Annotated in this window: 10 protein-coding genes; all 10 read right to left on the minus strand. The window is 67.1% G+C overall.

Going from position 1 to position 14,088, the window contains the following annotated elements:
- Positions 1–2,076 (minus strand): WD40/YVTN/BNR-like repeat-containing protein (locus VLK61_RS16255; protein WP_325422657.1); only part of this gene is annotated, 2,076 nt, incomplete at its 3' end.
- Between the two features lie 127 nt (positions 2,077–2,203).
- Positions 2,204–2,932, minus strand: coding sequence for a pectate lyase (locus VLK61_RS16260; protein WP_325422658.1), 729 nt, complete (start codon positions 2,930–2,932; stop codon positions 2,204–2,206).
- Between the two features lie 282 nt (positions 2,933–3,214).
- A complete protein-coding gene (locus tag VLK61_RS16265) occupies positions 3,215–4,447 on the minus strand; it encodes an ABC transporter substrate-binding protein (RefSeq protein ID WP_325422659.1) in 1,233 nt (410 codons plus the stop codon).
- Positions 4,354–5,130 carry a class II aldolase/adducin family protein gene (locus VLK61_RS16270; protein ID WP_325422660.1) on the minus strand — a complete coding sequence of 259 codons (777 nt, stop codon included), beginning with the start codon at positions 5,128–5,130 and terminating at the stop codon, positions 4,354–4,356. Before VLK61_RS16270 ends, VLK61_RS16265 begins: the two co-directional genes overlap by 94 nt.
- 36 nt (positions 5,131–5,166) lie before the next feature.
- Positions 5,167–5,892, minus strand: coding sequence for an ABC transporter ATP-binding protein (locus VLK61_RS16275; RefSeq protein ID WP_325422661.1), 726 nt, complete (start codon positions 5,890–5,892; stop codon positions 5,167–5,169).
- Between the two features lie 5 nt (positions 5,893–5,897).
- Complete coding sequence (locus tag VLK61_RS16280; protein ID WP_325422662.1) at positions 5,898–6,620, minus strand: ABC transporter ATP-binding protein; 723 nt, start codon at positions 6,618–6,620, stop codon at positions 5,898–5,900.
- Entirely contained in the window at positions 6,617–8,476 is a 1,860-nt protein-coding gene (locus VLK61_RS16285; RefSeq protein WP_325422663.1) for an ABC transporter permease, read from the minus strand. The genes VLK61_RS16280 and VLK61_RS16285 overlap by 4 nt, the downstream gene beginning before the upstream one ends.
- A gap of 57 nt (positions 8,477–8,533) precedes the next feature.
- Positions 8,534–9,727, minus strand: coding sequence for an ABC transporter substrate-binding protein (locus tag VLK61_RS16290; RefSeq protein WP_325422664.1), 1,194 nt, complete (start codon positions 9,725–9,727; stop codon positions 8,534–8,536).
- 209 nt (positions 9,728–9,936) lie between these two features.
- Positions 9,937–11,679, minus strand: a complete 1,743-nt coding sequence (locus VLK61_RS16295) for a GMC family oxidoreductase (protein ID WP_325422665.1) — start codon at positions 11,677–11,679, stop codon at positions 9,937–9,939.
- A 126-nt stretch (positions 11,680–11,805) separates the two neighbouring features.
- Entirely contained in the window at positions 11,806–13,977 is a 2,172-nt protein-coding gene (locus tag VLK61_RS16300; protein WP_325422666.1) for a xanthine dehydrogenase family protein molybdopterin-binding subunit, read from the minus strand.
- Between the last annotated feature and the right edge of the window lie 111 nt (positions 13,978–14,088).

A 14,088-nucleotide genomic window follows, 5' to 3' on the forward strand; every position in this document is an offset into this window, starting at 1 on the left:
CCTTTCCGTCAGCCGCACCAGGCGTGCGCCATACAGCAGCAGTTCGCCCGTCGCCGGGTGGACGAGCACGCCCTTGAGGTGCTCGCGGGTGTGCGTGAACACCGAGTGCCACTCGCGCCCATCCGGCGAGCCTCGCAGCAAGGTTCCGTCACGCCCGGGCATCCACCACACCCGCCGCACAAGGTCGAAGGCGGGTCGGCGCAGGTGGGCTGTGGTGGGCAGAGCGATCGTCTGCCAGCTTTGGCCGCTGTCCATGGACTGCCTCAGGCCACCGTTCAGTCCGAGCAACCAGACGCTGCCCGTGTCTTGATCAATCATCAGGTGGCGCCAATCGCCGGTTTGATCGCCCACGGCCCGCCAGTCGCCCAGGGACCCGTCGATCCGCCACTGCGCACGGTACAGGGCACCGGACTCGCCGGCCACGAGCAGGGCTTGACCATCGGGTGTGGCCACGCCTGCATGCAGCGTGCGGGAACCGACCCGGGTGGACGTCCAGCGCATCCCGCCGTCGCCGGAGTGCAAGAGCGCGCCGTTGGCGCCCAGCAGGAACACCTGTTGCCGACCCGCATCATGGAAGCCGCCGTAAAGCACGTCCGGGCTCGGCAGGGGCATGTCGGCGAGCAGGCCATCGCTCATCCGCACCCGCAGACCGTGGCGCGGGCTGCCGAACAGCAGCACCGCATCCTCGCTCGGCAAGGGCAGCATGCCGAGATAACCCCGCTTGTGCCCGGTGCGGTGGCTGCGCCAGTGGCGACCATCCGGGCTGTGGATCAGCGCTCCCTGGCTGCCGCTGACCAGCACCGCCGATCGCTGTTCGTCGTGACCGATGTGGGTCAGGTAGGCCGGCTCATCCAGTTGCTTGAAGTGGTGCAGCGCCCAGCTGCTGCCCGCATCGGCGCTGCGCGCCATCCAGCGATCGTTCATCACGGCCAGCAGGTCCCCGCCAGGGACTCGACGCAGGTCGTGCACGTAGGACGGTGCCGCGTGCGACGGGGTCCATTGCGCGCCGTCCGCGGACCCTGCCAGCAGCCACGCGCCGGAGCCTGCGGCCCAGAAGCCGCCCCGCTCCGGATCCCAGGCGACCGCTTCGATGGCACGCCCGGACCTTGGGGTGACGCCAAGTCCAGTGGCTTGCCAGCGGTGCCCTCGGTCGGTGCTGCGCATCAGTTGTGCGCCTTCGAGCGCGGCAACCCACGCCTTGCCCGACGGATCTGTGGCGATGGAACGGACCAGGCGCCTGCCCGGCAAGCGACAGCCCCGCCACGGGCCTTGTGCCCGCTGCGCCCAGGCGCAACCGCCGCCTGCACCCCAGGCCCACCAAGAGCCGGCAGGGCCACGCCAGAGATGGTCGACACTGGCGCCCGGCAGGTTGATCGCGCGGCGCCATCCACGCCCGTCGGACCCGAGGGTGTGGATCTCTCCGCGCCCGCTGCCTGCGATCAGCACGTCGCCATCAGCGGCCAAGGTCTGCAGGTCAGGGGTCGGCGCATCGGCCCGGGTCCAGCGTTCGCCACGGTCGTCCGATCGCCACAAGTCGCCATCGGCGCCCAGCAGCCACCAGCGCAGCGCGAGCGAACCGGTGCGCACCGCGGCCAAAGCACGCGGCACATCGACAGGGCTCTCGAGCGGGAGCCAGCGAGATGCGGACCGGTCGCCGCGCAGCAGGCGCCGGCCTTCGCCCGCCACGAGCAGATCGTCGTCAGCGGCGACGGCGACGAACAGGTCCGCCTCGCCGCCGTCCTGCAAACTTGTCCAGTGCTGGCCGCAGTCATCAGAACGCAGCAGCAGGCCACGGGTGCCGATGGCGAGCAAGGCATCGGGCGCCTCGACGATGTCGATCACCCTGCCGTCGTGCCGGGTCCGGGCTGGCTGCCAGGCCGGGTGTCGGCCGGCGGGCGCCGTCCAGACCACGCCATCGCTGCCCGCGACCAGCAACTTGCCGCAACGCGGACGACGCAGCAGGTGCCAGTCCGGATTCAGTACCTGCGCCTCGAGTGCAGCGACGGCCGGGTCGGCGTAGGCCGGCAGCGCCATCGACGTCAGGGTCAGCAGTCCCGTCAACAGGAGGTACAGCATCGAGGTGCGCGTTGTCGCGAGGGGTCAGCAGTGGATCAGGGTTGGCTGATCGGGCCATTGAGCGGGGGATGAAGCGCGCAAGAAAACGGCTCGGCCGCCTGCGATCAGCCCCCCCCGCGCCGCGGCGTCAGAAGCGCGTGATGTCGCTGCGCCTCACATTGCAGGTGGCAGTTCCCCATTCCGGCGGCAGCTTCTGGGATGAACCGCTGGTGACACCGTTGTAGGGGATGCATGCAGAGGCGGAATCGCTGTTGCTGGTCGAGTTCCAGTTTCTCCAGCGCACCGAACGAATGGTCGCGACGTCGCCGTAGTTCTTGTTCACGCCGGCCATGCCCGAGCTGAGGCTGCCGTTGATCGTGATGCCACTCATGTTGACGGTTCGCCTGCCTTGGGACGGACAGTTGCCGCAGGAGCGGTAGAGCTTTCCGTTCGAGCCGTTGACTGCGAAGTTGCTGATGCTCACGGCACCGCCCACGCCGTTGTGCTGGAAGATCTTGTCGGCGGCGTTGGCGGCGCTGCCGCCGGTCACGGTCATCGTCGTGCCCGAGCCACCCAATGCGGTGGCGGCGTCTTCGCAGACATCCTCCCACACGACGTTCTCCAGCCGGCAGGTGCCTTGGCAATGGATGCCGTCGGCGCCACCGCCGGCACGGATGCGCAGGTTCCTGACCACGCCTCCGGCCCTGACCAGCACCACCGGCGCCTGGCTCTCGCTGCTGCCGTTGCAGGACGTGCCCAGGGAAGCGCCGCCGAAATCGCGCGTGCCGGTGACGATGGTGGTCTGCGCCTGGGCGCTCCACAGTGTGCAGCCGCCGAGCAGAACGGCGACGAGGGCATTGCGGGTTATCCTCTTCATTGACTGTCTCCTATTGACCTTGTTGACATGAAGTGCCCAGCGCGCTGACGAAGCGACTGCTCCCTTGCAGCCGGCCGGCAGCGCGGCGCCGGGCCAACACAGTGTCCAGGCGCGACCCGCCGTCGTCGCCTGTGATTGCGACATGGGTTTGCGTCATTGCGTCAGTGCGACTTGAGGAAAACACCGAGCAACACGCGACTCGAGCGATGCGGTCGAGCGCAACGCCGTCAACAATGAGGCTTGGTGGCATCGACTGCGAAGCACTGCGGCTTGGCTAGAGCCTCAGCGCACGAAGCGGCCTTCGGACGACACGCGCACCAGTTCGACGAAACTCGAGCCGGTGGGATCGCCCTGCGTGAAGTCGAAGTTGATGCCGGCCAGGCGGACCTTCATCGCCTGCATCGCGGCGTGCAGCGTGGAACGCCGGGCATCGCGCCCGGTGCGGCGCAGCCCTTCTGCGGCGACGAGGGCGTTGACATAACCCTCATAGCTCGCGTATCCGATGCGCACCTTGTGCTGTTCGCAAAGCTTGCGAAAAGCCACCGCGGTGGGCTCGACCGGCGCCCACGGATAGGGCATCACTTGCGAGACCACCAGCCCGCGGAACTGCCCGCCCAGCGACCTGGCCACCAGTTCACCGGCCATCACCGAGATGCCGTAGAAGCTGGGGTTGGACCCCTCCAGCCACATCGTCTTCATCAACTCGGCGACCGGCGGACCCGAGAAGAACACGATCAGCGCCTGTGGCCGCGCCGCGGCCAAGCTGCGGCCTACCGCAACGATGTTGCTGCCGTCGCTTTTGATGGCCGCGGAAGCAACATCGGCTCCGGACCCGCCTCGCGCGGTGACCGCCTTGCGCACCGACGCGAGCAAGTCGGCGCCGGTGGAGTTGTCGAGCGTGGCCACCGCGATCTGCGAAATGCCGATCGTGGTGAGATGCTCGACCAACTTTTCGGCCTCCCGCCCGTAGGTTGCGCGCACGAAGTACGCGGCACCACGCGCGGCCTGGCGCGCCGAATCGCCGACTGCCAGGTGGCCCAGCAACGGCGCGTTGCTCTCTCGAAACACGGGCGCCGCGGCCGCCACCGTGATCGATCCGACACAGCCGAAGAACGCGAACGCACGATGCTCGGCGAGCAGCGCCCGGCAGTTGGCCACAGCCTTGGCCGGCGCCATATCGTCGTTGAGCGTCACGAGTTGGATGCGCCGGCCGTGGATACCGCCGCGCGCGTTCAGTTCGTCGAAGTGCAGTTGCGCGCCAGCGTTGAATTCCTTGACGATGTCACCCAGCCCTCCAGAGAAGCTCGCGCTCTGTCCGAGCACGATCGTGCTGTCGCTGCTGATCGCGTCGGTGCCGGTGGCGTGCGCGCGAAACCAGGGAACGCCGATGGCGCAGGCGCCGGCAAGCAGGCGGCGGCGAATCATGACCGGGCCGCGCCTGCAATGGCTTTCACACCACGCTGCCGCGGCGTCCGAAGGCTCGGCGGTCGCCTTGCGGCAGCTTGACTGGCCCACAAGGCCCAGCAGCGGCCGAGCTGCGCGCTGTTGGTCTGCGTCGCCGCCGCAGCTTCCTCATTCGTCAGGAATTCGATGGGGCCTTCCAGCGCCTGGGCTTGCGTCTGCACCCTGGCGTTGATCTCGGTATAGACCGCCCGATAGACGGCTTCGTGCAGGCTGCGGCCGACCACCACCGAACCATGGCCGCGCATCAGCGTGACGCAATTGCAGCCCAGCACCTTGGCGAGACTGGCGCCCATGCGGCTGTTGCTGACCAGCATGTCCGTGCCGGGGCCGAAGTCGTCGCGGATCTCGAAGACACTGGTCTGCGAGAGGAAGCCGGCCATGTGGTAGACCGGACGCAGCCGGGTCCTGGCCACGCCGAAAGGCAGCACCGATGGCGAATGGCTGTGGACGACGGCGATCACATCGGGTCGCGAACGGTAGATCTCGCAGTGGATGAAACGCTCGAGGTAGCCGGCGCGGCCCTGGGCATCCAGGCCGTTGCCGTCGAGGTCGTAGGTGATGATGTCCGGCGCCTCGACGAGGGCCGGGGCCATCGAGCGGGAGAGCAGGAAACGATCTTCTCCGGCCTCCGTGCGCACGCTGACGTGGCCGAAGCCGTCGACCACGCCCTGATCGGCAAGGATGTGATTCGCGCTCACAAGATCGGCAATCAGCGCATCGGTCGGGTTCGTCATGGCGTCTGTGGAAGTCACTGGAAGTCGCGTGTGTGGCTAATGGCCGGAGCCGACGCCAAGGTAGCGCCCTGCCACGTCGGCGATCTCGGCCGGGCTCAGGCTCTCGCCGCGATAGACAAAGCGGCCGGCCTGCATCACCGTGATCTCGTCGGCCAGCGCGGAGGCGAAGCGGAAGTCCTGCTCGATCAGCAGCAGCCCCAGCCCTTCCTTCCGGATGGCCTTCAGGATGTCCAGGATGCGCTGCACGACGATGGGCGCCAGGCCTTCGGTCGGCTCGTCCAGCAGGATGATCTGCGGATTGGAGATCAGCGCGCGCGCCAGTGCGAGCATTTGCTGTTCGCCGCCCGAGAGCGCATTGCCGCGCTGATCGCGCCGCTCGCGCAGGTTGGGGAACAGCGCGTAGAGCCGCTCGATCGTCCACGGCGCGGAGCCGGCGCGCGCCGGGCGGCGGGCCACAAGCAGGTTCTCTTCAACGGAGAGCGACGGAAAGATGCGCCGCCCTTGCGGCACATAGGCCACGCCCAGTGCCGTGCGCGCCCACGCCGGCTGGCGCGTGATCTCGGTGCCGTTCCAGGCGATGCTGCCGCCGCGCACCGGGTCGGTCAGACCCATGATCGCCCGCAGCAGCGTTGTCTTGCCGACCCCGTTGCGGCCGAGCACCGCCACGGCGCGACCTGTGGACACGGTGAGCGTGGCACCTTGAACGACATACGAGTCGCCGAGGTAGACATGCAGATCTTCGATATGCAGACCGGTGGTCATCGCTTCTAGCCCAGATAAATCTCTTTGACGATCGGTGCCGACAAGGCATCGGCCGGCTTGCCGTCGAACACGACAGCGCCCAGGCTCAGCACCGTGACATGCTCGGCGATGCGCAGCGCCACTTCGAGGTCGTGCTCGATCAGCAGAATGGCGGTGTGCGTGCTGAGCTCGACGACACGTTCGGCGAAGGTGCCGCGCTCTTCCTGCGTCAGGCCGGCCATCGGCTCGTCGAGTAGCAGCATGCGAGGCTTGGTGGCCAACGCCATCGCGATCTCGAGCAACCGTTGCTGGCCATAGGCCAGGTTGCCGACGATCATGTTGCGCTGGGCCGCCAAGCCTGAGCGCTCGAGCGCGGCGGCCGCGTCAGCGTTGGCGGCCCGGGCGCCCTTCTTCAGCAGACTGGGCGCCTGTGCGGCAATCAGCAGGTTGTCCCACACCGTCAGCTGCGGGAACAGGCTGGCGATCTGGAAGGTGCGCCCGAGTCCGCGCCGCGCCCGCTGGCCGGTGCTGAGCCGGGTGACATCGCTGCCATCGAACTCGATCGTGCCGGCACTCGGCCGCAGGTGGCCGTTGATGGTGTTGAACAGCGTGGTCTTGCCGGCGCCGTTGGGGCCGAGCAGCAAGTGCCGCACGCCCGCATGCACATCGAGATTCACGCCGCGCAGCACCTCGACACGGCCGAACGACAGCGCGACGCCACGCAGGCGCAGAACGCAGGGGCCCGTCATCGCCAGCCCCTGATCACGCCCATCAGGCCTTGCCGCGACAAGAGCGCCACGAGGATGAACAGCAGGCCGTAGATCGCCTGCCATCGGTCCGTCCAGCCGGACAGGAACTCCTTGAGCAGGATGATCGTGAAGGCACCGACGACCGGACCCGCGAGCGTGCCGGCACCGCCGACGATGACCATCAGCAGCACCTGCCCCGATGTGGCGATGGACAGCAGATCGGGACTGACGAACGACGCGAAGTGCGCAAACAGCGCCCCGCCGATGCCGCTGATCGTGCCCGAGATGACAAACGCGCCAAAGCGATAGAGCCCGGTGTCGTAGCCGAGCGTGGCCATGCGGACTTCGTTCTCGCGAATGCCGTTGAGCAGACGGCGAAAGCGCGACCCGTCGAGAACGACGGCGACGATGCACACGGCGATGAACACCGCTGCCGAGATGATGTAGATGTGGTTGGTGGCGCTGAGCCCTTCGAATCCCGGCACCAGGATCTTGGCTGGATTGGACGTGCCGTCGTCACCGCCGGTCAGCGAGCGCCACTTCACCGCAATGCCCCACATCACCTGCCCGGCCGCCACGGTGGCCAGCAGCAGCTGGACCTGCTTGGTGCGCAGCACCATGCAGGCGACGACGACCGCCATCAGTGCCGATACGCCGACGGCAAGCACCAGCGCGGGCCAGCCACCGACGCCGGTATGGCTGCCGATCAGGGCCACGGCATAGGCGCCGCTGCCGAAGAACACCGCATGGCCGAGCGACGGCATGCCGACATAACCGAGGGCGACGTTGACGCCGATCGCGAAGACCGCCCAGATGAAGCACAGCGTGACGATGCCCACGCCGTAGGGCGTGGCAAGGAAGGGCAATGCCGCGATCGCGGCCAGGCTCAGCACCAGCCAGCCGCGCGGCGGCAGGCGCCGGCACAGCGCGACGGCCGCCCGCCCGACGCGCGCCACCGAGGGGTTGCGCAGGAGGCTGCCGCGCGCGCTGCGCGTCGGCGGCCGCACGTTCATCGGCCGCCCGAACAGGCCGGTCGGACGCAGGATCAGGAAAGCCGCCATCGGTGCGAACAGGGCGAAATAGGATGATTCCGGCCACAGTGACTTGCTCAGCGAGTCTGTGATGCCGACGAGGATGGCCGCGAGAAAGGCCCCGCCCAGCGAGCCGACACCGCCGATCACGACGATCACCAGGGCCAGCAGAAAGACCTCGATGTCCAGGCCCGGGCGCGCGCCCATGAAGCCCGAACCCAGCGCGCCGCTCAAGCCCGCGAGCAGGCCGCCGAGGCTGAACACGGCCAGGCGCAGCCGCGGCACCGAGATGCCGATCGCCGTTGCAGTTTCTTCGTCGTCGACGGCGGCCCGTGACCGTGCCCCGAAGGTCGTGCGTTCGATCAACCACCACAGCGCAAGCGCGACGGCGACGCCGACCCCGATCAGCGCCAGGCGGTAGACCGGGTAGGTCGATGCGCCGATCGCGACGGACGTGCCGAGCCACCCGGGCGGGGCCAGCATGCGCGGCATGCCGCCCCAGATGACCAGTGCCACGTCGCTCAGGATGAACAGCAGGCCCATCGTGACGAGCACTTGCCCGAGGTAATCGCCTTGCAGCTGGTTCAGCAGCGTGCGTTCGCAGAACCAGCCGAGCGCAGCACCGGTCGCGGCACCGGCGGCCACGGCCAGCGGCAGGCCGAAGCCCGCCTCGTAGACGCTGAGCGCCACGTGGGCGCCGAACAGGAAGAACGAGCCGTGCGCAAGATTGACGATCTTCAGCACGCCAAAGATCATCGAAAAACCGGCGGCGAGCAGGAACAGCAGGCAGCCGTAGGCCGTGCCGTTGATGATCGATATCAGCATGTGGGGCGCAATCTGCTGGCAGTCGAGGGTGTGGGTCTCATGCTTCGCCGCCGCTGGTCAGGGCTTGTATTGCCAGAACTGATCGACGTCGCTCGCCAGTTTGTCGACGATGACGGGCACGAACGTGCCGTCGCGCGCCTGCACCCTGGTCACGAAGGTATCGAAGACGACGTTCTGCTTGGCATCAAAGCGGAAGCGGCCGTAGGGTGCTTGGGTCAGCTCCACCTTGCGCAGCGCGGCCAGGAACGCCGGCTTGTCCTCGATGCGGCCGTTCACCGCCTCGAGCGCCGCAGCGATCGCCATCGCAGCCGTGTAGCCCGATGCCGAGGTTGCGTCCGGCACGTTGTTGAACTTGGCGCGATAGGCTTGAACGAAGGCCTTGTTCTCCGGCGTGTCGAGGGTCACCGTGTAGAACATCGCGGACGTGATGCCCACCGACGAGGTTCCCATCGGAGCAAGCAGCCGCTCGCTGGGCAGGCCGCCGGCGCCGACGAGCGGCAGCTTCGCCTTGTAGCCCAGCGCGTCGTACTGCTTGACGTAGCCGATCGAATCGGCACCGAAGAACATCGCCCACACCGCGTCGACCTCGCCGGCCGGAATCTGGGTCAGGAAAGGCGCGAAATCGACGGTGCCCAGCGGCACGAAGATCTCCTTCACGACCTTGCAGCCGGCCTTCTCGTAGGTTTCCTTGAAGCCCTTCGATTGCTCATGGCCGGTGACGAAGTCACTCGCCATGATCGCGACTCGCTTGTAGCCGAGCTTCTGGCAGGCATAGGGCCCGAAGGGCGCGTTGAACTGCCGGTTGCCGAGGCTGGCGCGAAAGATGTAGGGGCTGCCGCGTTCGTTGGTCAGGCTGTTGGAGCCGGCCGCGCCCATCAGCACCAGCGGCGTTTCCTTGCCGTGCACGTAGTCGCGCACCGCATAGGCCACCGCGCTGCTGGTGATGCCCGAGAGCAGATGCACGTTCTCGCGTTCGACCAGCCGGCGCGCACGTTCCATGGCCTGCGCCGGATTGGCCGCGTCGTCTTCCTTGATCAACTGGATGGTGCGTCCGGCGACCATGTTGCCCTTCTGCTCGAAGAACAGCGTGAAGCCGTTCGACGCGTCGGTGCCGGGGCCTGCAAGCGGGCCGGTGTAGGTCTGGATGACACCGATCTTGATCGGCGCCTGGGCGAACGCATCCGCTGAAGCGAGCGACAGGATGATCGTTGCCGCGCTGGCCACGGACCTGACGAGCTTATCGAGTTTCATAAGTTTGTCTCCTCATTTGTGCCCTGCGGGCGAATCACGTCATCAGCCGCGTTTGCGGCAATAAGCAGTAGCGCTCCACGCGAATGAAGCGACCATTGATCAATTGATCAATTGGTCAATTGGTCAATTGGTCAATTGGGCTTGGCGAATGCAGAAGACCGGCGGACTCGGCGAGCGGTTGACTCTGCCTTCTGGCCCGCCATGGCGCTTCAGCGACCGGCCGTCAGAAGAACATCGACCAGGCGCTGTCCAATCAGCATGCACGGGGCCATGATCGGACCGGTGGCCAGCCGCGGCATCACCGAAGAGTCGGCGACGCGCAGCCCTTCGATGCCGCGCAGTTTCAGTTTTGCGTCGACCACGGCCCCATCGTCCTTGCCCATGCGGCAAGTGCCGGCCGTATGGAAATAGGTGGTCGTGGCATCGCGCACGAACGCAGCCATCTCGTCGCCTTTCAGCGGGCCCGGCAGCACTTCGCGTTTGACGAATTCGCGCATGGTCGGCGAATTGCCGAGTTCGCGAGCGAACTCGACGCCGTGGATGAGAGCCCGCACATCATTGGCGTCATTCAGGTAGGGCGCGTTGACGCGCGGCCGGGCGTCCGGATCGGTGGATACCAGGCCCACACTGCCGCGGCTTTCAGTGCGCATCAGGCCCGGAGCCAGGCCCCAGCAGGTCGGCGGCGGGGCGTGGCGCCTGGTGATCTCTGGACTGGCGGCGCCGTTCTGCGTATGTACCGTGTACATGTTCGGCCCGTCGAGATCGCTTCGAGTCCTGTTCAGGACCATCGCGTCGGCGACCCCCGCGCGCGGTGGCAGTGCTTCCTTGTACTCCCACAGGCAACCGGCGAGGAAGATGTTGTCCTGCAGGTTCTGGCCGACTTCGGGGCGATGCAGAACCAGCGGAATACCCAGCGGCTTCAACTGGCGCTCGTCTCCAATGCCAGACAGCATCAGCAGCTTCGGCGTATTGAGGGCGCCGGTGGAGACGATCACCTCGCGCTCCGTTTCGATCGTCAGCAAGCGCCCTTGCCAACGCATCACGACGCCAGTCGCGCGCCCTCTTTGGATCACCAGGCGATCGACACTCGCGCCGGTCAGCACGGTCAGGTTCGGCCGGTCCATCACGGGGTAGAGAAAGTTCGACGGCATGTTGCGCCGGCGGCCGTCCTGGATGCTGTGGCTCAATGGCGCGGCGCCAGCCATGCTCTCCAGGATGGCGCCGTTGGCATCCTCGAAGCGCGGTATGCCGACCTTGGCGGCCGCGTCGAGCATGGCCACCGCGCCGGGATGCAGATTCGCGGCAGGCTGCACCCAGACCGGGCCGCCACGGCCGCGGCGTTGCGGGTCGGCAGGCCCCTGCCAGTTCTCCAGGCGTTTGAAGATATCGAGCGCACTGGCGTAGTTCCATGCGGGATCACCGGTTTCGGCGGCCCAGAACTCATAGTCCGCCCGGTGCCCGCGCGAGTAATTGGCCGCATTGATGCTGCTGCCGCCGCCGAGGACCTTGCCGGTGTTCATGCGGATTCGCCGGCCATCGAGTCCAGCGGCCGGCTCGGAAAGATCCTTCCAGTCCAGGTCGCTCCACAGATTCCTTGGCCAAACGACGGGATTGGTCACATTGGGCGTCAGATCAGTCCCGCCGGCTTCCAGCAAAAGCACCAGAGCACCGGTTCTGCGGGCCAATTCGCCGGCAATCACGCTGCCTGCCGAACCCGATCCACAGACGATGTAGTCATAGCGTGTGCGCAGTGCCTTGGCCAGGGTCTCCTGGTTCTGCTGCACGCGCAGAGCTTGTTCTGCCATCGTCGTGGCCTGGGCGCCGCCGACGCCAAGGCCAATGGCAAGCGCCATGAATTGGCGACGTTCGATACGACCTTTGGAAAGCAAGGTCTCGCATTGGTCAAGCAAATCGGCTTGGTGGTTCGACAGGCGCGGCAATTCGTCACTCATGGCGGGTCGCAGAATGGATTCGGTTGGGTCGTGGCGGCGGCACTTGCATTCGCCTTGCCGCTTGGGGCCTGCGTGCAGACTGCCGCCGGCATGGCTGGCGGCAATGACGGCTTCAAAGTCTTCGCTTCAAGCGGCGCGCCGCGCCTTCAGCCGCTCTGGCGTGAACGGCACGTCGCGCAGGCGCGTCCCGGTCGCGTCGTAGATGGCGTTGGCCACTGCGGCCATCATCGGCGAGGCCGTGCACTCGCCGACGCCAACCGCGCGCATGTTGGGCCGGTTGATCAGGCTGATCACGATGTCGTCGGGTACCTCGGAGAAGCGCATGATCGGATAGCTCGCCCAATCGAGGCTGTCGATGCCGCGGCGGTTGTAGCGAACCTCCTCGATCAGCGCACGGCTCAGGGTCTGGATGACGTTCCCCTCGATCTGCTGTTTGACGCCGTCGGGATTCACGATCAGCCCGCAGTCGTGTGCCACCCAGACCTTCTGCACGCGCGTGCGCCCTTCGGCGTCGACCCGCACCTGCAGCGCCACTGCCACGTACGCGGCACTGTTGTGGTAATGCACGAATGCGACGCCTTTGCCGACGCCTGACTTGGCGGGCGCCGTCTTCGCCTGCCAGGACGAGAGCTTGGCCACTTCGCGCAGCACGGCGATGGCGCGCTCGTCCTTCAGGTGGCGAATGCGGTACTCGAGTGGATCCACGCCGGCAAGATAGGCGAGTTCGTCGATGAACGACTCATTGGCGAAGGTGTTTGCCGGCGAACCCAGGCCGCGCAGCGACGACGTGCGCAGCGGCGTCGAGTGAACCTCACGCAGCACCGCCCGCTTGTTGGGCAGCGCGTAGCTGGGCTTGGCGTTGATGTCCGCGCCGACCTGGGCGAAGCGCTTGCTCATGCCCTGCTCATCGCCGGCCAGCAGATTGCCGCCTTGCGCGAAGCCAGGTCGGCCGCCATGGTTGACGCTCCACACCTGGTAGTCCCAGGCGACGATGTTGCCCGCCGCGTCGAGGCCGCCCTTGACCTCCATCGCCATCGGCACGCCTTTCGGCTCGCTGCGGTTCTCGTCGTGGCGCATCCATTGCACGCGCACCGGCTGGCCGATCAGCTGCGACAGCAGGGCCGCGTCCGCCGTGACATCGTCGGCGCCGTTCTGCCCGTAGCAGCCCGAGCCTTCCAGCCAGATCAGGCGCACCTGGCTGGGCGGCATGTTGAGGATCGCCGCCACGCTGTCGCGTGTGTTGAACGAGGTCTGCGTCGGCGACCAGAGCGTGGCGCGGTCGGCCTTCACGTCGGCCAGCGCACACGAAGGTCCGATCGAGCCGTGCAGTTGATAAGGCACAAAGTACTGCGCACTGTGGGTCTTGGTTGCCTGCGCAAGCGCCTTTTCCACTTCGCCCGCGGTGTCGAGCGCCCGATCGGCGGTCGGGCCGGCCTTCAGCAGCTGAGCCAGATCCTGTTGCGGCGGCCACACCGGCGCCGCACCCCAGTCGACCTTGAGCGCCTGCGCCGCGTGGATCGCCCGCTCCTCGCGGTCGGCCACCACGGCCAGGAAGTTGCCCTTGCGGACAACGCGCGGATTGCCGGGCAGCTTCTTGAGTGCCGAGTCGTCGACGATCACCGGCGACGCGCCATGCACCGGCGGCCTGATCACCCGGCCATGCAGCATGCCGGGAAGGCGCAGGTTGTGGATGTAGTTGTGCGTGCCGTACACCTTGGACGGCAGGCTCATTCTCGGCGCCGACTTGCCGATGACCTTGAAGTCGGCGGGATCCTTGAGCTTGGCGTTGTTCGACAGCGGCCGCTGCAGGCGCTTGCCATCGACCAGCTCGCCATAAGCGATGCGCCGGCCGTCCGGCGCGATCACCGCGCCGTTCTCGGTCTTCAGGCCCTGCGCGCCGAGCTTGGCAGCGGCGAGTTCGAGCAGCGCGAGCCGTGCCTCCGCCGCGGCCTGCCGGACCTGCGGCCCTGCGAGCGCGACGGTGATGCTGCCGAAGGTACCGATCTGGTCGGGGCAGCGCTCGGTGTCGCCCATGACCATCGCGATCCTGCCGAGCTCGACGTCGAGCTCCTCGGCCACCATCTGTGCCAGCGCGGTGTCGACGCCGGTGCCGAGTTCCACCTTGCCGGTGTAGAAAGTCACCGCGCCATTCGGTGCGATCTCGAGCCAGGCACCGGCGTTGACGAAGCGCGGGTCGATCCTGGGCTGCGGCACCGCCTGGCCGAATGCCTGCAGCGGCACGCTGAAGGCGATGACCAGGCCGCTTGTGCCCTTGAGCAGGAAGTCGCGCCGCTTCATGCCAGCCCCCCGGCCGCTTTCTTGACCGCCGCGATGACCCGCATGTGCGAACCGCAACGGCACAGATTGCGCTCCAGGCCGGCGCGGATCTCGGCGTCGCTGACCTGCTTC

The sequence above is a fragment of the Aquabacterium sp. genome (assembly GCF_035476535.1).
In the GTDB taxonomy this organism is placed as follows: Bacteria; Pseudomonadota; Gammaproteobacteria; order Burkholderiales; family Burkholderiaceae_C; genus Pseudaquabacterium.